This window comes from Sphingobium sp. ZW T5_29 (assembly GCF_044987515.1).
GTDB lineage: Bacteria > Pseudomonadota > Alphaproteobacteria > Sphingomonadales > Sphingomonadaceae > Sphingobium.
This window is the reverse complement of the sequence record NZ_JBJDRM010000019.1, coordinates 1-21,070: the sequence shown is the minus strand read 5'-3', so window position 1 is coordinate 21,070 and position 21,070 is coordinate 1. Positions and strand designations below refer to the sequence as shown.

The window sequence follows — 21,070 nt, the reverse complement described above, 5'->3', positions numbered from 1 at the left end:
GCCTCTCTTTCGCCGTTGATCGAGGTTGGTGCAATCCATCACTGCTTCTGCCGGAGACGAACCCACCGAAAGTTGGCAATATGCGAATGCTGCCGCGCCTGTTTGGGTAGACTGCCAGCCCGAGTTGCCTGCCAACGTAGAACATGCTGAAAGCATCGGCAGCGGCCTGAGCAGGTTCACATTGAACCTGCAACTATCGGCGCGAAGCAGGGGCTAGCACGTGGCAAAAAGTACAACGGTCGTAAATCTGGATGCGTTGATCCCGCGGGGTGATCTGTTCGAGTACCCAACAGGGGTACAAGCAGATAGCATGGAGATTAGGATTACTGATCTTGAGCCGGGGCTGATATACAGCCTTCTGCGTAAGCCTGATTTTCAACGTGAAACTGCAAACTGGTCGCCTAATCAGGTCGTAGATTTGATTGAGACATTTTGCGCTGCCGACATCATCCCCGCCATTATATTATGGCAAAATGGGAGCAGTATATTCGTAGTTGATGGTTCACACCGGCTTAGCGCCCTCGTCGGCTGGGTCCGAAACGACTTTGGAGCGGGTCTGCGCTCGCAGGAAATGTTCGGTTCCAACATTTCAGCCCATCAACGGGCTATGCATGAAAGAACGGTTGATCTTGTAAGCAAATCTGTAGGACCTTGGGAGGACTACAAGAAAAGCCATGCGGTCCTTGGAATGAAATCCTTACAAATTCAGTGGATACATGGGCGAACTGCGCCGCAGGCTGCGAAGGCGTTCATACGGATTAATCAGGGGGGCACCGTGATCGATCCGCTAGAAGTGCGGATATTGAATGCTGCCCGTTCTGCTCTTTCGGTAGCTACTCGGGTTCTTGCTCGCGGTGGAAGCGGCCACCCCTATTGGCAGCACTTCACAGATACCTCCGCTCAGGAGAAGGTGCCCAAGTTAGGTGCTGAAATATACAAATTGCTCTATGAGCCGGTTCTGGAGATGCCGATTAAGACCACTGAGGTGCCATTAGCGGGCCAAGGTTATGGCGTTCAAACTATTCGTTTAGCCTTCGACTTGGTCGCTTTGGCAAACGGACTTACCGTGCCAGATTCAACTAGAGCAAAGGTCAGTGGCGAACCTACTCCTCCAGATAACGAGGGTATATCCACGCTAAACTACCTCAATAGGACCTTGAAGGCGGTGAGGCTTATCCTTTCAAATGACCCTAGCTCGCTCGGTTTGCATCCCGCGCTTTGGTTCTATACTTCTAATGGTACATTTCAGTCGGCTGCGTTCTTGAATGTGATGGCTTGGGTGCTCGATCTTGAACGAAGGCAGAAGATTGATGCGTTCAGGGCCGTTCGGGGGCAATTTGAAGAGCTACTGTTGGCTCATCCAGCCGTGATAAAGCCTGCCACTCATCGGCTCGGGAGTGGTGGGAGAACACGCACAAAAATGCTGCTGGTTCTAAACGATACATTAGAGGCCCTTTCAGGCGGCGCATCCGCAGAAGAAACTTGGGGCGCGCTAAAGGGGAAGCATAGCTACTTGGGGCAAGAGGACGAAGATGGTTCCGACATAGCTGACGCGCTCGGCGCTTTCCCGGCCTCAGTGAAAAGTGCGGCAACCCTTGCTGATCTGCCGCAGGTGCCTCGCTGTGGTTTGTGTGGCGGGCTGTTGCACCGAAACGGCAAGACGCTCGATCACATCAAGAAAAAGGCAGATGGCGGTTCTGCAAGCCTTGCCAACGCCCGATGGGTTCATCCCATCTGCAACAGTAATAGGGACAGGGACGAACGGCTGGGCCGCTTAACCTGATGGTGTCGCACTGCCCTACGACCTGAAATGGTGTGGTTACGGGAAGGGGCCTAGATCAGGTCCAGCCCGTATGCCAAATCCCAAAGCGGCGAAGTGCGGTTGCTCCCCTCGGCCTCCAAGCAGCTTTGCAATCGACCGTATTCATTTACGTCCTTCGCGGTCCAGCCGCAGTTCCCCACCTGCGAGGCGTAATGAAATCGCTCCAGCCTGATAATCGCTGTTGCGACCCATATGAGGCACCCCAGCAGTCCCAAGATTAAAATGTTACGCATGGTCTTGCCCTATCATCACCCATCTTAAACATCGGTGGGAAATGCCGCAGGGAAACTATAGGGGACGCTGCCCTTCTCGTTGTACCTGCCTGGCTCACACCAGAAGCCTGCCGCAGCATCACGCTCCTTTTGCTCCTTGGCTGCGTTGGCATCAACATTTGCGTTTAGAACTCGTGCCGCCATTAGGCAGTTGTTCAGGTTATATCCGCCGCTCTCAGCCGCATCGAACGTGCCCCAATGAACCCGCATTGTCCGGTCGAACGGCGAATTGCGGTACAGCGTATAGACGTTGTCAGGGGCGCTCGCGCAGCTTCCTAATGCCGATGCTCCGATCAAAAGCCACCCGGCAACATGTATCCTTTTCAATTCAGCACCCCTTACGGCCTAATTTTGATGAGCTTATACGAGGCGGCAACTCCGACCAAGTGTGAGCGAGTTTCCCCCCGTGGGGGTAGGCTGTAACCCGCAGAAATCCGCTAAAAGTTGGCTTGCCAACGCTACCTGTTCACACATATACGTTCGTATGACTGTGAACAGGAGGCGGGTTTGAACGACCGAAATAATGCCAAGGCCATCGCCTACCTACGTGTATCGACCGACAAGCAGGGCCGCAGCGGCTTGGGCCTCGAAGCTCAGCGAGAGGCGGTTGGTCGCTTCGCCGCCTCAAACGGTATGGCCGTCATCCATGAGTATCTGGAGGTGGAAACGGGGAAGGGGGCAAACGCCCTGGCTAAGCGCCCTCAGCTTGCCGCCGCGCTGGTCGCAGCGAAGAAGGAGCGGGCAACTGTGGTGGTGGCGAAGCTGGACCGCTTGGCGCGCAATACCAAGTTCCTGCTTACGCTGATCGAAAGCGGCGCGGACGTAGCCTTCGCTGATATGCCGCAGGTCGCTGGGCCGATGGGCAAATTCATCCTGACACAGATGGCTGCTGTTGCAGAGTTGGAGGCTGGGCTTATCTCACAGCGGACCAAGGCGGCTCTAAAGGCGTCAAAGGAGCGCGGTACAGAGCTTGGGAAACACGGGAAGGTGCTGGCGGGGCAGAACAAGGCTGATGCCCTCCAGCGGGCCTCCACGGTCGCTCCTGAGCTTTTGGAAATGCGGGCCTCTGGCATGTCCATGCGGAAGATCGTGGAGACAATGAACGAGCGCGGTGTGCCGTCGCCCACGGGCGGCAAATGGCACCTCACCAGCCTTCATCGGGTGATGGGCCGGTTAGAGGACGCTGCTGCGGCAGGTCCTGTCCCTATTTAGTACCATCACGCACAAGGGGTAGATTTGCATCCCTGCCGACTACCTTGGCCGCGCCAGTCCCTCCGGTTTTCTCATGTTGGTTCCATCGGTCCCGGCAGGTTGATTGGAGCGGCCAGCCCGTGCGTCTCACTTCCGATTGATCCAGCCAGCCCGCGTGTCATGCCGCGATTTGTCCATGCTGCTTGCCTGCGGGCCAGTGGTGGCCGTGCTGGGTCATTCCGAGGTGAGGTGCGCTCGCATATGCGTAAGCGGGAGGCCCATCTATTTGTTGCACTGCTCAATATGTTCACCACGGGACTATTCACACATTGATACCAACCGGATACCAATCATGAACCTTATCGATACTGACAGGCTTCAACATCCTGCTATTGCCAACTACCTGACCAACTCGGACCGACGGATAATAGCCGGGGCTAGGTTCGTGCTTGAAGCACTCGACATACCTTTTCCCGATTACCTTGAACGGAGGCCAGCAGGCCGACCATTCGGCAAGCGGGTGATGGACGACTTCCGTAAGGACAATCCCGAAACCCTGCATCAGATGACCGTAAGGAAAAGTCAGGAAGCCGCCGCACGTATCCCGGTCAATGCTCCCTGATATAGACGGCTTACCCTCCCATGCTGTCAGTACCGATGATCAGACTAGCGACGACCAGCTACTAGCGAACATGCCGCACTTAGCGGACAGGGTACGGCACCATACCAAGAAACTATGGGGTGTCAGCCAAGCATCCGGTAGCATCGGCGTTACCCGCTACAAAGAGAGATACCCTGAGGCTAAGGCTATTCAGGTGAAGTCCTCCACTGTGGCATATCAAGCCAAACCAGCCGGATACGATGACTACCTTGCAACCTTGGCTGTCCGCTGGCTGGCAGATGAGAAAGCGGTAGCCTCCACCAACGGCGATGATGTCCAGGCACTCAATGAGCGGTTTGGCACTTCACGGTTCAATCCCGCCAATCATTTCTCCAAGCCGATCAGCAAGAGAACGAAGGCCAAAATCCATGAGGCGTTTACCGCCCGTGGCATCCCGCTGGATATGGCAGGGATCAACAGCATGTCGGATGTCAGGCGGGCTGCCAAGGCGGCTCAGGCTGTGGCTCAGGCGGGTTCCCGATCATTCGGCGGCATCGGCACCCGGACTGATAATCAGCTTCTCAGCGGGCGCGCAGCCTTCGCCATCATGAAGCATCATGCCCATGACAGCATAATTGTGCCCGTGGACGGTTCCCGCGTCTGGCTGAGGCTGGACGCCCTAGAGGAATTTGTCAGACGGGCCGGTTTGGTTGCGGGTGGCTGTACAGGGGAGGGGAACTTCTCGGATATATCTTCTATCGTAGATATAGGAGGTTTGTTACCGGAGGCCGATAGTCCCGATTTTGACCCGCTCGCTGCGGTCGAAATTGGAGGTTTGTTACCGAGCGCGGGTATTCTCCAGTCGTCAGAATTGGAGGTCGGTAGCGTTTCTCCACAATCCGACAAGGTAGTGGACGCCCAGGCAGAGCCATCATTCAAAGAGCGGGTCGCCGCCTTAGTGGCAGCCCAGCCGCAATCCACGACCTACACGCATGATCCCGACACGGACCCCCTTACGCTTTAGCCAGTCGTATAGGGTGCGTTTATGGCAACAGTTCAATAGATTTGTGGCTTATTTGTAAGGTACGTAAATGGTCTTACAAAGGTATAAGCCTAGTTGAATGTGTAGGTTACTTATAGATAACGGTGAAATCGGTGGCAAAAACAGCGCAGGTACATCAAATCTGTACTTAAACGAAACTTTGTCAGTTTACATCAAGCGTCAGTGCTCGCACTCGGAAGCCCTACTTAACAAGCGGGGCAATCATGACCGATCTAAACCATTCAAGTTTCCTCACTGTCATTGAGGACTATCTGCGCCTCACTGGCACATGTCCTGTCGTGTTCGGGAATGCTGTCAGCAACGATGGGGCACTGGTGGCTGATCTTCGCCACGGTAAGCAGCCGGGACACTCCACCGTTGACGCCGTGCTGGACTATGTTTGCGACATGCTGAGCAGCAAGCTCGGCATCACGGCAGCCCAAGCATGAGCGCGCCGATCTACACGGTTGCGGACCTTGCAGCCCGCTGGGGAACCAGCACCACCTTCGTTTACAGCTTGCTGGAACGCGGGGAGTTGCCGGGCTTCAAGCTGGGCGGGAAACTTTGGCGCATCAAGGCTGCTGATGTGGAGGCATACGAATGTCGCGACCCTTCAAATTAGGCAGGCTGACCCGCAAGCGGGCAGATGGCTCCTCGCAATGGTCCTACTGTGTGACATGGTGGGAACCGCAGGGCCGCAGGCGGTACAGCCTTGATACTCAGGATCAGCCAACAGCAGAGGCCAAGGCCCGACAGGTGTATGCCGACCGGGACAAGGACAAGGCCGCTGCTGATACCGTTGGCGTCTGCGTCGGCCTGTACCTTGATAGCCTTGGCGGGCAGGGGGACGAGAAGCGGAAACGAGAAGCGTGGAAGGCAGCCCAAGGATTTTGGGCCGCTATCCCCGTTGCCGTTGTCGATGAGGGGCTAAGCGCATCCTATCAGCAATGGCGGGCCAAAAGCATCAACACCATGCGCAACGAATTGAGCCTGATACGCACAGCCCTTCACTGGATGTGCGGGAAGGACAATGCGCCTAAGGTCATCGTACCGGGTATTCCGCCGTCTGATGTCGGCCACCTGACAAAAGCAGAGTTCCGGGATTTCCTAGCTGGCTGCGCATCGCCGCACGTAAAGCTGTTCTCAATCCTTGGCGTGACCACGGGTGCCCGCAAGAGCGCCCTTCTGGAAGCCAAGTGGGATCAAGTGGACTTCGACCGCTGCCAGTTGAACCTCAATGCGGCAGGGCGCGTCCAATCCCATAAGAAGCGGGCGCTGGTCGCACTCAACGACCGCGCCATGGAGGCATTACGGGAAGCCAAGGCAGGGGCGACGACTGAGTACGTGGTCGAGTTCCGTGGGGACCGCCTTCGTGACATCAAGAAGGGCATCGCTGCCGCCGCTGATCGTACCGGCATAAAGGTGCATCCCCACATGTTCCGGCACTCCGCTGCGGTGTGGATGGCTGAGGCCCGCGTACCGATGGCTGAGATTGCCAGCTTCCTTGGGCATAGCAACGTCCACACGACCACCAGCATATACGCCCGATACCACCCGGACCACCTCCGCCAAGCGGCGGGCGCGCTTACGTGGTGACGCCACGATAACCTTACAGTTGGATTTCCCATGAGCTTTAAGACCGATTTATATGGCGGCGCATCCTTGCGTAGGCTGCGGGGCATCGCTCCATCGCGGGACCGTGGAAGGGCCATGTTCCAGCCGGTGAAGCAACCCGGCCCTTTGTATGTCCGCAAACCCTCCAAGCCCGTCTCGCTGGAAACCTTGGATGCCTCATGCGGACGCTATGCTGCTGCCGCCAAGGCAGAGGCCCAGTGGAGCGCCATCGCAAACTGGCTTGCGGACTTGCCGCAGGATACCGACCTTCCCAATCCGGCCAGCTTGTCCATTTCCGTGGTGGAGTTCATCCGGGAGGTGGACAGGGTACGGCTGGGCTTCCCCAACGCGGACGGCATACCGTTTACGCAGCCCGCAATTCACGGCCTGAAACCGGAAGTCCAACGCGAAGCCACGGCTATAGCTTCGGAAACGCTGGCGGCATGGAAGGGGGCGGGCTGCCCATGCCTGACTGTGCCCATGATCCGCAGCATAGAACGCTACGTGAAGAACAGCATAAGGAACGGCACGGCTGCCAGCAGCACCGCGCATATTCACAACATCAAAGGAAAATAATTGAAGACTTCGAACCGCCTGCCCCAAACTATGGGCGGGCCTGACATTGCATCCCTACGTACTGCGCTCGGCGCTCTCTCGCTCGCCTATGAGGCCCAATCGGGGAAACCTAACGAGCAACAGGTAAACGAAATTGCCCGCCTGAGCGGGGCCGCTGTTACCTCCATCATGATGGCGCTGGCCGCTACCTGCAAGACATACAGCGAGGCTCAGCACTGATGGCCGGTTACGAAACCCGCCAAGGCGGGCGGCAGACCTTTGCGTCTGCTACCGCTGCCCCTGTCCAATCCCGTGCCAGCTTCTCTGGTGCGTCGGCAGGGGCGCGGGTTGTCGGCGGGGAGTCTCAAGGCGGGGTGGTTGGTGGGGACATCACCACCCCCGGCCCTATCGGGGACGAGCTTGGGGAGTTCTTCGGAGCGATCATGGAGCCGCACATCCAGCGCCGCCAGCAGGAGGGCTATCTCAAGGGCGCAATTGCCCAAATGGGGGCTAAGGCCGGAGAGGAAATCCGGGCCAGCAACGGCGGCTTCTCCAAGATTTTCGGCCCTACCTCCTATGAGGCAGGCGCGATCTTCTACGGTGCCAACAAGGCGGTGGCCGATTTCGGCAACGAGATTATGGCCGACATGGACACCTTCCAGCAGATGAAGCCTGATGACTTTTCGAAAGTCCTGGCTGACAAAATGGAGGCACTCACCACAGGGGACCGCTTCACCGATCAGGCGACGCAGGCTGCTGTGTTCGAGAACCTTGGCCCGCTGGTGGAGACGCATACCAAGCGCCGCTATGTCTGGCAGCAGACCGAAACCAAATCGCGCTGGCTGGGGAACCTCGGCAGCCAATCCGACCTGTTGCAGGCGGGGGCCGTGAACCTTGCGTCCCTGACGGACCCGTCCGATGGGGAGAGTTCGGCCTTGTCCCAGCTTGCCGACAATTTCGGCGCAGCAGGCGTCAAACCTGCGGACATGGACGAGGCCACGTACAAGGGCGCGATCTATGATTTCGTCAGGGGTGCCGCTCAGAAGGGCAATGGCTATGCCGTCCAGATGATGATGAGCCGGGGTTTCGGCGATGTACTGGACGAGGATGACCGGCAAAAGCTCGAAGATCAGATTGCGAAATACGGGAACCGGGCAGCCGGGGCAGCCATGCAGGAACCTGAGCTAGTCGCCGCCATGCAGAAACTCAGGGTGATGGAGTCCATCGGCTTCAAGGATGCCAGCGGCACTTTCAGGCGGGCTACCGCCGTGGAAATGTCGGAAGCCATGGAAGCGATCAACCAGACCGTGCGCCGCAAGACGGGTTTCGACCTTGATATGTTCGACTGGAAAGAAGTGGATGGCACAGTCAAATCCACCCTCGCTGCCACCAAGGCTGCCTTTGATCGGGCTGAAAGCCGCCGCTGGCAGGTCGAAGACCGGGAGGACGCGCAAGCGCACCAGACCGCTGAGCGGGAAGCTGAGGAAGCCAAGACCACGGCGCAGATCGGGGCCATGTACGGCACCGGAGACATCAAGGTCGCCATCGCGTCCAAGATCGGTACGTCTGCGGATTACGAGTTACTGTCGCAGAAGGATTACAACGCGGGCAACTTCGTCCCGCTCATCCGCAACTACCGCGTGGGTGGCTACGTCCCCAAGCTGGTATCCGACGCCATGCAGCACAAGCTGCGCCAGAGCTTAGGCGACCAGTATACCGATGCTACCAAGATGGCATACGAAGAATGGAAGCAGATGTATAAAGGCAACCCCGCTGCTGCTGCTGCCTTCTATGGGCCAACTCACCCGATGCTCTTGGCCTTCGACAACCTGCAAACCAGCCTTGGGCCGAACCTCGCATACCAGCGGGCCTTCAAAAACCCGGCCCGGTTTACGGAAGCTGCGATTGCCCCGGCTCAGCGTAAGGAAGCGGAAGCTTCCATCAACTCCGCGATCAGCAGCGAGGAGCCTTGGAAGTGGGCCTTCACCAACACCCCGATCTTCGCCAAACGGTACGGGCTTAATGCTCATTCCAAGCGCGTCTATGCCGCCGTCCTCAGTAGCCAAGTAGCGATTGCTTCGCAGAATACCAATTTGTCCGGGAAAATCCTTACGGCACAGGCGGTAGAGCAGGCTGAAAAGAACGGGCGGCTTGAGCGGTACGGCGCACTTGTGATCCAGAACAAGCCCAACACAAAGCCACTGCGGGAACTTCTGCACTTGAAGACAGAGGATGCAGACGCTGTGGTAATGGGGCTGGTGGACAAGAAGCTCAGGGCGGCGGTCATACACGATGGCGGGAGCGGGTACGCAGGCGTCAACGGTCCCGGCGCGTATGGCGATGAAGTACAGGTTGAGCGGATGCTGGACGACAGCGGGAAGCCCATGCTGTTTGTCCAGAGCACGGTTGACGACGCGGCTCAGCCGTCATCGGCCTTCATATCTTGGCAAGAATTGTGGGATGCCACTCAGAAACACATCGCTGGGAAGATAGCCAAGGTTCCCGCCAAAGCACCTATAACCAGCGCAACTCTCCGCAAGGTGATAGCCGATAACAAGGCGCGTGTGGCTGCACGGGATGCTAGGCCCGGTCCTCGTGTTGACATCCTCGAAGAGGGGGTCGCCGCCGCTGCCGCCGTGGGCGGTGCCGTAGTGGATGGCGTAACTCACGTGGCAACGGGAATTTCCAACCGCGTGAACGCGAGCGCCAGAAAGCGCGCCGCCCGACGAAACAAACATTAACGAACAAGGGACGCGACAGCCAGCAATGCTGTTCGCGTTCCCGAGAGGTTGCCGCCTACCACGGGCTACGGCTCCCATTACCTCCAAGGAAACATGATAGACCTGCCATTCAACCCCGATGCACTCGGGGCGGACACCATGCTTGCGCGCTATCTCCGCGCTGATCGCGCCCGCGTCCGGGTCCTTAAGATCATCTGCGACACCCTAGACGATGACGGCAGCGTAGGGGACCGCGCCCGCTACTATATCGTCCGCAAGGCTTATCGCCGGGGCGTTCTGCGGGGCGCCCTCAATGCCCTTGGCATCCCGCTCCCCTCATGGGCGCAGGAGAACGCGCAAGCCGGGGCCGCCAACCGGGACTTCGTTGCCGCCTACCGCAGCCGCCATGAGCGGGCGCACCCGGCCAACCTCACCTATCAAACCCAGCCGCAATCATGGCTGCCTCCAATCCAATCAAGGAAATCCAATGACTGACACCACCTCACTTGCCGAACTCGAAATCCAGCTTGCGGACGCGCAGGCGGACCTTGCCCTCTTTCAACGTCTCTCGGGCGCGGCAGACCGCGTTACCCGCCTGACCGCCGAACACGACAAGGCCAAGGCTGCCCACGACAAGGCAGATGCTGAGAAGGCCAAGGCCGCTGAGGAGGCCCGCTTTGCTGGCCTGCGCGATCTACGCATCACGGAAACCCCCGGCAGCAAATCCTCCAGCGTTCTCAGCAGCCAGTTTCATATCAGCTACACCCGCGATGCCTACGACATGGACGTACACGCAACGGTCCCGCAGCCCGTCTCCCGTCCGGGGTTCACCGCGCTAGAGCCTAATGTGTTGGCTTGGATTGCGCAGCGCCACCCGGACAAAATCCCGGCCAGCATCATGGCGCTTGCCCCCAGCAATGTTGATGCCGCCCTTGGCAGCTACTTCGCTGGCCTCCGTCGCGGCTACCTCAAAGCCTGATGGCAGCGATCAACGGGGACGGTCGCAATACCGCCCCAACTATATTCCCGCGCACCCTAGCTGAGCTACGGGAATTTGGCCGGGACTTTGGCGATGCCGCCGTTGCTGAGGCCCGATGGAGCGCCATCACCATATGGCTGATGAAGGGCGAACCTTCCGCTGGCTTGAGCAATCCCCGGCGCGTTACTCTGGCTGCCGTTCACATGGCGCAGGAGCATGACCGTTATCACCTCGGTTGGCCTTGCTGGAAAGGCGAAGAAGCCAGCCGTGCAACTCCCGTACTCGACGGCCTGTCACCAGATTGCCAACGCGAAGCCAAACTAGTGGCAGCGGAGACGCTTGCGGACTGGGAGAGGGTGGGTTGCCCGTGGATGGACGCCAAACAGGCGTATCTCCGCCTCACCTCCACCCCAGCCTTCATCAATAAATATAGCGGCCCTCAGACCGGGACCGACACCTCAAACAAACGGGAAAATCAATGAACGCCACCGGCAAACAACTCACTACCTTTGACGCGGTGCTCACCTGCATCAGTGCGGCGGGCTACGATCCTGATGTAGCCCACGCTGCTGCGGAAGCCGACATCGCAGCAGGTGTGCCGCCCCTCACGGCATATTCCCGCGCTCTCAACAACTATGTCTCGACCTTGCCCGCCGACTTGCAGGGCACGATTGGCAAGATCGCACGACTCGTGAGCAACAGCGACGAAGCAACCCTTGCTCAGTATGATGCCGCGATGACCAACTATAACGAGACTGGGGACGAAACCGCCATTGAGGCGCTGTACCCGACGATGGCGCGTGATGGTGTTGCCCTTGCTTTGAAGGACGGCGAGATCACCCAGGCGGAAATCGACAACGGAACGGGGATTGCCGCCGCACTCGGCTATGATCCGATGCCTGAGCAGATTGCTGCGCTCCAGTCTCCCGCGCCGGGGGTCACGCCAGCACCGCAGGAGGCTCCGCAGCAGTTCCGCCCGCCTGCGGCTCCCGAAGCTCCTCAGCCGGTCCCCAGCGGGCAGAACGGTATTGTCCGGGATCAGCAGGGTATCAGCTATTCATCGCGCCGGATTGCGGCCCCTGCGGCCCCGGCTGCTACTGCGGGGATTGCCCGCGACCAAACCGGCATCAGCTACTCATCCGCTCGGCACGGCGCGAAATCGGATCAATGGGCGGGACGGGCTGGGCGGTCCACCTCGTTCCAGCCGATTGCCCATCAATCCGTCGCACCCGGCCACGGCCCCACGCTGGAAAAGGCGGGCGCACAGTTTACGGGCTAATCGCCTGCCGCCCCTATGGCCTCACGCTGTAGGGAGGGCTTTGCGTGGATGTACGCAGTCCGGGCGTTAGACATTGAATTGAGGGATAGATGGTGGGGGCCTTGTTCGGTAGGACTGATGCATGTGCAGCCAGATGATGCGACCGCCGCCAAACAGGGCCATCGTGCTCCAGAACGAAACCTGCCCTTACTGCGGGACGCAACTCACGCGCCAAAATCGGACCAAGGAGCATGTGATCGGACGGCGGTTCGTTCCGCGAGGTTCGCTGCACCAGCATTGGAATTTGATCGTATGGGCCTGCGAACCGTGCAACAGCCGGAAGGCGGCGTTAGAGGACGACATTTCCGCTATCTCAATGCACCCCGATGTTAGCGGCGCTCATGCGCGGGATGACGTTCGGCTACATACCGAGGCGGCGCGTAAGGCACTCAATAGCATCAGCCGTCGGAGCGGTAAGCCGGTCGCTAACAGTCAAGAAAACCTTACGATTACAATGCGGCCCTTTGCTGGGGTTGAGCTTAAATTCAACCTTACTTCGTCTCCTCAGGTTGATGAGGCTAGAATCATAGAACTTGCTCGCATGCAGGTCATGGCCTTTTTCTATTGGATTACCATCCAAGATGGAGAGATTAACGGGCGCTTTTGGAGGGGGAGCTTTATGCCGCTTCCGCCAGTTAGGCGGGCAGACTGGGGCAACGCTCAACTCCGTTTCTTCATGACCGAGACAGGAAATTGGGATGGTCGTGTTCACGCCGTGACCGCTGATGGTTACTTTAGGCTGGCGATCAAGAAGCATCCATCTGAATTGTTATGGTCATTCGCGGTCGAATGGAACGAAAGCTACAGAATCGTTGGCTTCTTTGGTGACGAGGATGAGTTGGGCCGAATCAGCGCCCGAGTTCCTGCGCTGCACCTGGAGACGATTCACGGGCAAGGGACCGATCGCGTGAGATACCGGCGTGAGGTTCCCTTACCAACTGAGGAAGACGACCTATTTGACCCACCTTGGGAAGACGAGGCGGACTCAGCCGCCTAGGTCGCCTCAAAGCGCGGTATTAGCGACATTTGATCCACAAGGGCCTTGATGGTTGCGCGTCCATAGCTGCGACCAACGCCCTTGGAGGCATGGCCCTGCATGTAATCCGCCGCCCGCTCACTCACGCCCACTTCATTGGCAATGGTCTTGAACGTATGCCGCCAAGCATGATTGGGCTTGATGCTGGGATCGGTGACACCAAGGCTTCGGACCCACTGGGCTAGCCGCTCTCCCGCTTTCTTATACTGGCCGCGTTCGCTCTCGGGATTACCGCGCTCAGGGTCGTAGAAGATCGGACCTGCCTTTTGCGTCTTCACGATGGTGAGAAATCCTTGCTCCAACAGATGCTCATGGACGGGGACGTAGCGAACCTCGTTCGTCTTCACCCGCCCCGCCTCCGGGGTGATCTTAATAACCCAGTGCCCATCTATCTGCTGGACATCCTCAGCGCGTAGCTGGGTTATTTCGTTCACGCGGGCACCCGTATAGGCGCAAATCCATGGTACCCAGCGGCGGACTAGAGCCTGCCGTCCACCGTCGCCGCTTGTATCTATTTTGCTGGCTGTGGTGAGAATGGTCCGCTGTTCGTCCCGTGTGAAATCCTTGTCCCTCAGCTTAGGGGCCTTCACCTGCGAAACTCTGGCCACATCGCGGGTTGGGTTTTGAGCGATCAATCGCTCGTCTAAGCCATGCTTGAACGCGGAGCGGAGTGGGGAGAGATACCCGGAGTTCACCGTTTGGGCCGACCGCCGCTTGCCGCCCGGTAGAACCTCATCCCGCACATGATTTTTCCAGCGGTGTATATCGTCGGTCGTCACCCGTGCCGCGTCGTCGTGGCCTAGAAAGGCAACGAACAGGTCAACTTTCGTCGTACCTTCCTTGGCGACAGCCGGGGAAAGTCTGGTGGTGGCGTATTCCTTATACAGGCCCGTCACAGTGACCGCCGCAGAAGCGGCTTGCGGAGTCCGCTGAGAGTCGGCAGGGGATTTTGGCATGTCGGGTAGGGGGAGGGCCGCTTTCGCGTCCTGTAAGTCCCCAGCGGCTCCCAGAGCGCGCAATCTTGATTCCGCGATGCGCCAGCGTTCCTCATAAAGCGCGGCATCCTCTTGGGCTTCCCGCACGGCACGGACAGCTACGGCCTTCTCTGGTTCCATCCGGGCAGTGTTCCCCGTTCGCACAACATAGGCCAGATGGTCAGCATGAGCCTGTTGCGCGTCGATCCGCTCTAATCGAGCATCATCCGCCCGTGCCGTCTCGGCATCCTCGGCCTGTCGTGCTTCCCGCTGGGTCTCGTCATGTTCCTCAAGCCGCCGCTTCCGGGCCGCATCACTGCGTCGCTGGGCAATCTGTATCGGGTTTTCCGGCTGGCTTTCTGCAAATGCCTTACGAGCATCGTCTAGCAGCGCCTCAGTTGCCTTCGCATGATCCGGGATGAGCCGCTTGGCTTCCGCCCGGTCCTTCGTCCCCAGTGAGATTTTCCATTCTGAGCGGGGCTTACCGCTCGCTGTACGGATGAACGGGCGCAATTCCACGGGGACGACCCTGCGGAAATAATAGGTGCTGCCGACCTGATCTAAGTACGTACACATGGCTTGCGCCTCCTGTTACATTTGTAACAGTCGCCTGTAAAATGTGGCTGTTTTCCAATGGTTTCCAGCCTTTTCAATCGGCTGGAGAAGGCTGGTGCCGGCTGAGGGATTTGAACCCCCGACCTTCGGTTTACAAAACCGCTGCACTACCACTGTGCTAAGCCGGCATGTCCATAACGGACGCGAGCGCCTTTACTATCAGAAGACGCCGAACGTCCAGCCCTCCGTTGCAGCAATCTGATGGGTCAGGGCGGGGGGTGTCCAAAGGAGGGGATTATGAGCAGCGTTGCGCAGCCAGGCGGCGGTGACCAAGGCGTCCGCGCCATGATCGTCCGGCGATGATCCTTCATGCGGGGATGAACCAAGCGCCAGGAGGGCGTCGTTCAATGCGGCAAGGTCGCGCATTTTCGTTCGCCCCTTGGGCCTGCCCGCTGCCCTTGCCGCGATGCTGGTGTAGATTTCGACAATCAGCGATTCCGATTGCGCAGGAGGATCGAAGGGCCAGACGGGGATGTGGGGCCGGACATGATGCAGCATTCGCATGCCCGCAAAGCTGGCCTTTGCGACTTGAGCAGCGCCGATGGCGTCATAGACGGTGGAGGGTTTTCCGCCGCCGCCCGCCTTGTAAAGCGCTTCACAGGCACGATTGTGCATGAAGTCGGCCTTCACGCCGTCCGCCTTGCCGAAGTAGAAGTGACGCCGGTGGGTTTGTTCCAGCAGGCTTGCGGCCCCCAGGTCTGCGTCGTCGCAAATGCTATCGACATAGGCCCAGAACGGAGGTGCGTTCATGGGCACGTCGTCGCCGGGCATGTAGGACCCGCGCGTCAGGAACGGGGGTGCGAAGCTGAAATCGAAGCCGAACAGCGTGGGCGCTTCGGCGGCGGTCTTTAACATCCATTGGAGGATTCCGGTGCGTGACCAGATGCGTCCACCGGGCGGATGGATAAGGTGCGGCACGCCATCGCCGTTCTCGCACAGCGCAACCGCTATGCCCCTGTGTCGCGATCCTTTGGCGCCTGACCAGTCGATTGCCGCATATCGGGTGAAACGTGGAGTCATGATGTCGCCGCCATGGCGCGAATGGCGGCGCAAAAGCGGTGGAGGGATTCGCTGCCGTCTACGCGTGCTGCGGTTGCGGGGTGGACCAGCTTGCCGATTTTGCGGCGCTGTTCAAAACCGGATAGCGCGGGCATGGCGACCCCGGCCTGTGCGAAGCAGCGGGGCATGACGGTGATGCCGAGGCCAGCGCGAATGAAGGCAATGGCGCGGTCGTCGTTGACGGTGCGAGCGGCAAAGAATGGGCGGACGCCGCGTTGGGTGAAGAAACGGCTGACCGCGGGAAGCGCCTCGCAATTACGGCGGACGATCATGTCCATCCCGGCGACCTCTTCCGCTTCCAGCCTTTTGCGATGGGCAAGGGGGTGGGCGGCGGACATGGCAAGGGCGTAGCCTTCCTCGAACAAGGCTTCTTGTCCGCGCGAATCGTGGTCCAGAACGCCGATGATCACGTCAATCCGACCGCGTTCCAGGCGGGGTAGCAATTCGCGCATGCGCCCTTCGACGATTTCCAGCTTTTCACCCTCCGCGCGGCAGGCTTCGCGCGTGGCATGTTCGATCCAGCTGGATGGCAATGTCGAAACGACGCCAAGGCGGATCAGCTTGCTGCTGTCGCTTTCCGTCATCGCTTGCTGAGCGCGGGCGAATTCCCCCTCTATGCGTCGGGCATGGGTAGCGAAGCGAGAGCCTGCTGGGGTCAGTTCCACCCGGCGATTGGTGCGATGGAAAAGTACATGCCCGATCTGCGCTTCCAGCTTGGCTACGCCAACGGACAAGGTGGGCTGTGACACGCCGCATTGCTGCGCCGCGCGAGAGAAGTTGCCGTGATCTACCACTGCCAGAAAATAGTGGATGAGGTAGCGTTCAATCATAGATGGTATCTATGATATGATTAGCGTGCGGTCAATTTTCCGAGGACCGGGCCACATGTTAGAAGGGCGGAAATATATTCAGGAGAGGCCATGACGCCCGACTTCGATTTCGCGCTGGGCGACAATGCCCAGATGATCCAGGCAACGACCCGCCGCTTTGCCATGGAGCAGATCGCGCCGCTTGCCGCGCGGATCGATGCGGAGGACTGGTTTCCGCGCGAGGAACTGTGGCCCGCCATGGGCGCGCTGGGCCTGCACGGCATTACGGTGGGCCAAGAGGATGGCGGCCTGGGGCTTGGCTATCTGGAGCATGTGGTCGCGCAGGAGGAAGTGGCGCGGGCTTCTGGATCGATCGGGCTGAGCTATGGTGCGCATTCGAACCTGTGCGTCAACCAGATTCGCCGCTGGGCCAATGCGGAGCAGAAGGCGCGCTATCTGCCCAACCTGATTTCTGGCGAGCATGTCGGCAGCCTGGCCATGTCGGAAGCAGGCGCGGGATCCGATGTCATTTCGATGAAGCTGAAGGCGGAGAAGAAAGGCGGCCGCTACATATTGAACGGCACCAAATTCTGGATCACCAACGCACCCTATGCTGATACGCTGGTTGTCTATGCCAGGACCGGTGAAGGGTCGAAGGGGATAACGACCTTCCTGATCGAGAAGGGCTTCAAGGGTTTCTCTATCGGGCAGAAGATCGACAAGGTCGGCATGCGTGGTTCACCAACTGCGGAACTGGTGTTTGAGGATTGCGAGGTCCCGGAAGAGAATGTCATGGGTCCGCTGAATGGCGGGGCGGGCGTACTGATGTCGGGTCTGGATTATGAGCGCACGGTGCTGGCGGGCATTCAGCTGGGCATCATGCAGGCGTGCCTCGACACGGTGCTGCCCTATGTCCAAGAGCGCCGTCAGTTCGGCAAGCCGATCGGCGCGTTCCAGTTGATGCAGGCGAAGGTGGCGGACATGTATGTCGCGCTCAATTCCGCGCGTGCCTATGTCTATGCGGTGGCGCGGGCGTGTGATGCGGGCAGAACGACGCGGTTCGATGCGGCGGGCGCGATATTGCTGGCGAGCGAGAATGCGGTGCGGGTGTCGCTGGAGGCGGTGCAGGCGTTGGGCGGTGCGGGCTATACCAAGGACTGGCCGGTGGAACGCTATATGCGGGACGCCAAGCTGCTGGACATCGGCGCTGGAACCAATGAGATTCGCCGCATGCTGATCGGCCGGGAGCTGATCGGCGCATGAGCGGGCCAGCGCTCGACACGAAGCTGTCGCCGGGGACGGACGCTTTTCTCACCAATGCCGCGCATAACCGTGCGTTGGTGGAAGAGTTGCAGGCGAAGGTCGCCACGGCGGCGGCGGGTGGACCCGTCAAGGCGCGGGAGAAGCATGTCGGGCGCGGCAAGCTGCTGCCCCGCGAACGGGTCGAGCGGCTGCTGGATGCGGGCAGTCCGTTTCTGGAGATCGGCCAGCTCACCGCCAATGGCATGTATCATGGCGAGGTGCCGGGCGCGGGCATCATAGCGGGCATCGGCCGTGTCGAAGGGCGGCAGGTGATGATCGTCTGCAACGACGCCACGGTGAAGGGGGGCACCTATTACCCCCTTACCGTCAAAAAGCATCTGCGGGCGCAGGAGATCGCGCTCGAAAACCGGCTTCCCTGCATCTATCTGGTCGATAGCGGCGGTGCGAACCTGCCCAACCAGGCGGAAGTATTCCCCGACCGCGAGCATTTCGGGCGCATCTTCTACAATCAGGCGCAAATGTCCGCGCGCGGCATTCCGCAGATCGCCTGTGTCATGGGCAGTTGCACCGCTGGCGGGGCTTATGTGCCCGCCATGTCGGACGAGACGGTGATCGTGCGCAACCAGGGGACGATCTTCCTGGCCGGGCCGCCGCTGGTGCAGGCGGCGACGGGTGAGGTCATCAGCGCCGAGGATCTGGGCGGCGGTGACCTGCACGGGCGCAAGTCCGGCGTGGTGGATCATGTCGCGGAGAATGACGAGCATGCGCTGAGCATCGTGCGGGACATTGTGTCGACGCTTCAGCCAGCACCGGCGATCGAGATCAATATGCGCGAGCCTGTGCCGCCCAAATATGATCCGCAGGAACTTTATGGCATCGTGCCGCAGGATGTCCGCGCGCCCTATGATGTGCGCGAAGTGATCGCCCGGATCGTCGATGGTAGTGAGTTTCATGAGTTCAAGGCGCTGTATGGGACGACGCTGGTGTGCGGCTTCGCACATATCTGGGGGATGCCGGTGGCGATCCTTGCCAATAATGGGGTGCTGTTCAGCGAGAGCGCGGTCAAAGGCGCACACTTCATTGAACTGGCCTGCCAGCGGCGCACACCGCTGCTGTTCCTGCAGAATATCTCCGGCTTCATGGTCGGTGGTAAATATGAGGCAGAAGGTATTGCAAAGAATGGAGCAAAGCTGGTGACAGCGGTCGCGACGGCCAGCGTTCCCAAGATCACCGTGCTGATCGGCGGCAGCTTTGGCGCGGGCAATTATGGCATGTGCGGCAGAGCTTATGGTCCGCGCTTCCTGTTCAGTTGGCCCAATAGTCGAATATCGGTGATGGGCGGCGAGCAGGCGGCGAGCGTGCTGGCGACGGTGCATCGGGATGCGGGGAAATGGACGGCGGAGGAGGCGGAAGCCTTCAAGGCGCCGATCCGCCAGAAATATGAGGATGAGGGCAATCCCTATCATGCGACCGCACGCCTGTGGGATGATGGTGTGATCGATCCCGCGCAGACCCGCGATGTGCTGGGCCTTGCCTTTGCAGCGACGTTGAACGCCCCCGTCGACAAGCGCCCGTCTTTCGGCCTGTTTCGGATGTGACCATGATCCAGTCCCTCCTCATCGCCAATCGCGGCGAAATCGCGTGCCGTATCATCCGCACTGCGCGGCGCTTGGGTATCCGCACCATTGCGGTCTATTCGGATGCGGACGCCCATGCGCTGCATGTCCGCTTTGCTGACGAGGCCGTGCATATTGGGCCGTCGTCAGTGCGCGAAAGCTATCTGCTGGGCGACCGCATTATCGAAGCGGCACGGAAGACGGGTGCAGAGGCGGTTCATCCGGGCTATGGCTTCCTGTCGGAAAATGCCGAGTTCGCGCAGGCGGTGATAGACGCCGGATTGATCTGGGTCGGACCCAATCCCGCCAGCATCACGGCCATGGGCCTCAAGGATGCAGCAAAGAAGTTGATGAGCGAGGCGGGCGTGCCGACGACGCCCGGCTATCTGGGGGAGGATCAGAGTCCCGACAGACTGAAAGCCGAGGCGGCCGCGATTGGCTATCCCGTGCTGATCAAGGCGGTCGCTGGCGGTGGCGGCAAGGGAATGCGCAAGGTCGATAGCGCGGCGGAGTTCGCCGACGCGCTACTGTCCTGCCAGCGCGAGGCGGCGTCTTCGTTCGGCAATGATCAGGTGCTGCTGGAAAAATGGGTCACGAACCCGCGCCATATTGAGGTGCAAGTGTTCGGCGACAGGTACGGGAATGTCGTCCACCTGTTCGAACGCGACTGCTCGCTTCAGCGGCGGCATCAGAAAGTGATCGAGGAAGCGCCCGCGCCGGGCATGGACGATCAGACGCGGGAGGCGATTTGCCAGGCGGCCGTGCGCGCGGCCAAGGCGGTCGATTATATCGGCGCAGGGACGATCGAGTTCATCGCCGATGGGTCCGAAGGACTGCGGGCCGATCGCATCTGGTTCATGGAAATGAACACGCGCCTGCAGGTCGAGCATCCGGTGACGGAGGAAATCACCGGGCAGGATCTGGTTGAATGGCAGTTGCGGGTGGCGTCGGGCGAGCCTTTGCCCAAGGCGCAGGATGAACTGTCGATCAGTGGTTGGGCGATGGAAGCGCGGCTGTATGCCGAGGACCCTGCTAAGGGTTTTCTGCCGTCGATCGGCAGGCTCGACCGTTTTGATGTCGGGCCATCCTATCGGACGGATACGGGCGTGGAAGAGGGGGCTGAGATATCGCCCTTCTACGACCCGATGATCGCCAAGCTGATCGCCTGGGGGCCGGATCGCGACACGGCGCGGCTGGGTCTGGCGGAGACGCTGGACCAGACCGTGATCTGGCCGCTCAAGACCAACGCTGGTTTTCTGGTGAAGGCTTTGCGCCACCCCGATTTCGTGCAGGCCCGGCTGGATACGGGGTTGATCGGGCGGGAGGGTGAGGCGCTGTTGCCGCCTGCCTTGCCTTCCGATGCCGTGCTTGAGGCCGCGGCGTCAAAGGTCGCAGCGCCGGGGCCGATGGCTGGTTTCCGTCTGAATGCGTCGCCGCGCCGGGATGGCTGGTTCCTGCTGGACGGGACGCCGGTGAACGTCGCGCTGGCGGCTTCGGAGGATGGCAAAGCTGCACGCAGCATCATCGTCGGGGAAGGCGGGCAGAGCTGGCAACTTACGCCCTGGCGCGCGGGCGGGCTGGGCG

21 protein-coding genes and 1 tRNA gene are annotated in these 21,070 nt (G+C 59.8%); 17 read left to right on the top strand and 5 right to left on the bottom strand.

Features of this window, described 5'->3' with window-relative positions:
• The first annotated feature begins 220 nt into the window (after positions 1-220).
• Positions 221-1,783 (top strand): DUF262 domain-containing protein, encoded by a 1,563-nt coding sequence (locus tag ACI3KQ_RS14920; protein WP_404958969.1) that lies wholly within the window; start codon positions 221-223, stop codon positions 1,781-1,783.
• Positions 1,784-2,079: 296 nt separating this feature from the next.
• Here the strand turns inward: ACI3KQ_RS14920 and ACI3KQ_RS14915 are convergent, their stop codons facing one another.
• Positions 2,080-2,421 carry a hypothetical protein gene (locus ACI3KQ_RS14915; protein ID WP_404958967.1) on the bottom strand — a complete coding sequence of 114 codons (342 nt, stop codon included), beginning with the start codon at positions 2,419-2,421 and terminating at the stop codon, positions 2,080-2,082.
• Between the two features lie 180 nt (positions 2,422-2,601).
• Here ACI3KQ_RS14915 and ACI3KQ_RS14910 point away from each other — a divergent pair, with 180 nt between their 5' ends.
• From ACI3KQ_RS14910 to ACI3KQ_RS14850, 13 genes are all read left to right on the top strand, one after another.
• Complete coding sequence (locus tag ACI3KQ_RS14910) at positions 2,602-3,306, top strand: recombinase family protein (protein WP_404958965.1); 705 nt, start codon at positions 2,602-2,604, stop codon at positions 3,304-3,306.
• 331 nt (positions 3,307-3,637) lie between these two features.
• On the top strand, positions 3,638-3,907 hold the full coding sequence (locus tag ACI3KQ_RS14905; RefSeq protein ID WP_404958963.1) for a hypothetical protein: 270 nt from the start codon (positions 3,638-3,640) through the stop codon (positions 3,905-3,907).
• A gap of 193 nt (positions 3,908-4,100) precedes the next feature.
• Positions 4,101-4,910, top strand: coding sequence for a hypothetical protein (locus ACI3KQ_RS14900; RefSeq protein WP_404958961.1), 810 nt, complete (start codon positions 4,101-4,103; stop codon positions 4,908-4,910).
• A 242-nt stretch (positions 4,911-5,152) separates the two neighbouring features.
• Complete coding sequence (locus ACI3KQ_RS14895; RefSeq protein ID WP_404958959.1) at positions 5,153-5,377, top strand: hypothetical protein; 225 nt, start codon at positions 5,153-5,155, stop codon at positions 5,375-5,377.
• Positions 5,374-5,550, top strand: coding sequence for a helix-turn-helix domain-containing protein (locus ACI3KQ_RS14890; protein WP_404958957.1), 177 nt, complete (start codon positions 5,374-5,376; stop codon positions 5,548-5,550). Before ACI3KQ_RS14895 ends, ACI3KQ_RS14890 begins: the two co-directional genes overlap by 4 nt.
• Positions 5,529-6,524, top strand: coding sequence for a tyrosine-type recombinase/integrase (locus ACI3KQ_RS14885; protein ID WP_404958955.1), 996 nt, complete (start codon positions 5,529-5,531; stop codon positions 6,522-6,524). Before ACI3KQ_RS14890 ends, ACI3KQ_RS14885 begins: the two co-directional genes overlap by 22 nt.
• Positions 6,525-6,554: 30 nt before the next feature.
• Positions 6,555-7,118 (top strand): hypothetical protein, encoded by a 564-nt coding sequence (locus ACI3KQ_RS14880; RefSeq protein WP_404958953.1) that lies wholly within the window; start codon positions 6,555-6,557, stop codon positions 7,116-7,118.
• Between the two features lie 218 nt (positions 7,119-7,336).
• Complete coding sequence (locus ACI3KQ_RS14875; protein ID WP_404958951.1) at positions 7,337-9,838, top strand: hypothetical protein; 2,502 nt, start codon at positions 7,337-7,339, stop codon at positions 9,836-9,838.
• Between the two features lie 93 nt (positions 9,839-9,931).
• Positions 9,932-10,312 carry a hypothetical protein gene (locus tag ACI3KQ_RS14870; RefSeq protein WP_404958949.1) on the top strand — a complete coding sequence of 127 codons (381 nt, stop codon included), beginning with the start codon at positions 9,932-9,934 and terminating at the stop codon, positions 10,310-10,312.
• Positions 10,305-10,796, top strand: coding sequence for a hypothetical protein (locus tag ACI3KQ_RS14865; RefSeq protein WP_404958947.1), 492 nt, complete (start codon positions 10,305-10,307; stop codon positions 10,794-10,796). The genes ACI3KQ_RS14870 and ACI3KQ_RS14865 overlap by 8 nt, the downstream gene beginning before the upstream one ends.
• Positions 10,796-11,278, top strand: a complete 483-nt coding sequence (locus ACI3KQ_RS14860) for a hypothetical protein (protein ID WP_404958945.1) — start codon at positions 10,796-10,798, stop codon at positions 11,276-11,278. Before ACI3KQ_RS14865 ends, ACI3KQ_RS14860 begins: the two co-directional genes overlap by 1 nt.
• Positions 11,275-12,075: a hypothetical protein gene (locus tag ACI3KQ_RS14855; protein ID WP_404958943.1), complete on the top strand. Its 801-nt coding sequence runs from the start codon at positions 11,275-11,277 to the stop codon at positions 12,073-12,075. The genes ACI3KQ_RS14860 and ACI3KQ_RS14855 overlap by 4 nt, the downstream gene beginning before the upstream one ends.
• A gap of 163 nt (positions 12,076-12,238) precedes the next feature.
• A complete protein-coding gene (locus ACI3KQ_RS14850) occupies positions 12,239-13,111 on the top strand; it encodes an HNH endonuclease (RefSeq protein WP_404958941.1) in 873 nt (290 codons plus the stop codon).
• Here ACI3KQ_RS14850 and ACI3KQ_RS14845 read toward each other — a convergent pair.
• The 4 genes from ACI3KQ_RS14845 to ACI3KQ_RS14830 all read right to left on the bottom strand — a co-directional run bounded on the left by ACI3KQ_RS14845 (position 13,108) and on the right by ACI3KQ_RS14830 (position 16,628).
• A complete protein-coding gene (locus ACI3KQ_RS14845; RefSeq protein ID WP_404958939.1) occupies positions 13,108-14,700 on the bottom strand; it encodes a DUF6538 domain-containing protein in 1,593 nt (530 codons plus the stop codon). The two genes, ACI3KQ_RS14850 and ACI3KQ_RS14845, sit on opposite strands and share 4 nt — an antisense overlap.
• A gap of 92 nt (positions 14,701-14,792) precedes the next feature.
• A tRNA-Thr gene (locus ACI3KQ_RS14840) sits at positions 14,793-14,867 on the bottom strand.
• A 31-nt stretch (positions 14,868-14,898) separates the two neighbouring features.
• A complete protein-coding gene (locus ACI3KQ_RS14835; protein WP_404958937.1) occupies positions 14,899-15,759 on the bottom strand; it encodes a hypothetical protein in 861 nt (286 codons plus the stop codon).
• Positions 15,756-16,628, bottom strand: a complete 873-nt coding sequence (locus ACI3KQ_RS14830) for a LysR family transcriptional regulator (RefSeq protein ID WP_404958935.1) — start codon at positions 16,626-16,628, stop codon at positions 15,756-15,758. The genes ACI3KQ_RS14835 and ACI3KQ_RS14830 overlap by 4 nt, the downstream gene beginning before the upstream one ends.
• A 90-nt stretch (positions 16,629-16,718) precedes the next feature.
• On the opposite strand from ACI3KQ_RS14830, the gene ACI3KQ_RS14825 reads away from it, so the two are divergent.
• The 3 genes from ACI3KQ_RS14825 to ACI3KQ_RS14815 all read left to right on the top strand — a co-directional run.
• Positions 16,719-17,870 (top strand): acyl-CoA dehydrogenase family protein, encoded by a 1,152-nt coding sequence (locus ACI3KQ_RS14825; protein ID WP_404958933.1) that lies wholly within the window; start codon positions 16,719-16,721, stop codon positions 17,868-17,870.
• Positions 17,867-19,468, top strand: coding sequence for a carboxyl transferase domain-containing protein (locus ACI3KQ_RS14820; RefSeq protein ID WP_404958931.1), 1,602 nt, complete (start codon positions 17,867-17,869; stop codon positions 19,466-19,468). Before ACI3KQ_RS14825 ends, ACI3KQ_RS14820 begins: the two co-directional genes overlap by 4 nt.
• 2 nt (positions 19,469-19,470) lie before the next feature.
• Positions 19,471-21,070, top strand: a 1,600-nt coding sequence (locus ACI3KQ_RS14815; RefSeq protein WP_404958930.1) for an acetyl/propionyl/methylcrotonyl-CoA carboxylase subunit alpha, incomplete at its 3' end; no start/stop codon positions are given.

Bases quoted from the DNA above. Each gene is read 5' to 3' on its own strand.
- ACI3KQ_RS14905 (WP_404958963.1), top strand. From the start codon at position 3,638: ATGAACCTTATCGATACTGACAGGCTTCAACATCCTGCTATTGCCAAC.
- ACI3KQ_RS14895 (WP_404958959.1), top strand. From the start codon at position 5,153: ATGACCGATCTAAACCATTCAAGTTTCCTCACTGTCATTGAGGACTAT.
- ACI3KQ_RS14890 (WP_404958957.1), top strand. From the start codon at position 5,374: ATGAGCGCGCCGATCTACACGGTTGCGGACCTTGCAGCCCGCTGGGGA.
- ACI3KQ_RS14885 (WP_404958955.1), top strand. From the start codon at position 5,529: ATGTCGCGACCCTTCAAATTAGGCAGGCTGACCCGCAAGCGGGCAGAT.
- ACI3KQ_RS14880 (WP_404958953.1), top strand. From the start codon at position 6,555: ATGAGCTTTAAGACCGATTTATATGGCGGCGCATCCTTGCGTAGGCTG.
- ACI3KQ_RS14875 (WP_404958951.1), top strand. From the start codon at position 7,337: ATGGCCGGTTACGAAACCCGCCAAGGCGGGCGGCAGACCTTTGCGTCT.
- ACI3KQ_RS14870 (WP_404958949.1), top strand. From the start codon at position 9,932: ATGATAGACCTGCCATTCAACCCCGATGCACTCGGGGCGGACACCATG.
- ACI3KQ_RS14865 (WP_404958947.1), top strand. From the start codon at position 10,305: ATGACTGACACCACCTCACTTGCCGAACTCGAAATCCAGCTTGCGGAC.
- ACI3KQ_RS14860 (WP_404958945.1), top strand. From the start codon at position 10,796: ATGGCAGCGATCAACGGGGACGGTCGCAATACCGCCCCAACTATATTC.
- ACI3KQ_RS14855 (WP_404958943.1), top strand. From the start codon at position 11,275: ATGAACGCCACCGGCAAACAACTCACTACCTTTGACGCGGTGCTCACC.
- ACI3KQ_RS14845 (WP_404958939.1), bottom strand. From the start codon at position 14,700: ATGTGTACGTACTTAGATCAGGTCGGCAGCACCTATTATTTCCGCAGG.
- ACI3KQ_RS14835 (WP_404958937.1), bottom strand. From the start codon at position 15,759: ATGACTCCACGTTTCACCCGATATGCGGCAATCGACTGGTCAGGCGCC.
- ACI3KQ_RS14830 (WP_404958935.1), bottom strand. From the start codon at position 16,628: ATGATTGAACGCTACCTCATCCACTATTTTCTGGCAGTGGTAGATCAC.
- ACI3KQ_RS14825 (WP_404958933.1), top strand. From the start codon at position 16,719: ATGACGCCCGACTTCGATTTCGCGCTGGGCGACAATGCCCAGATGATC.
- ACI3KQ_RS14820 (WP_404958931.1), top strand. From the start codon at position 17,867: ATGAGCGGGCCAGCGCTCGACACGAAGCTGTCGCCGGGGACGGACGCT.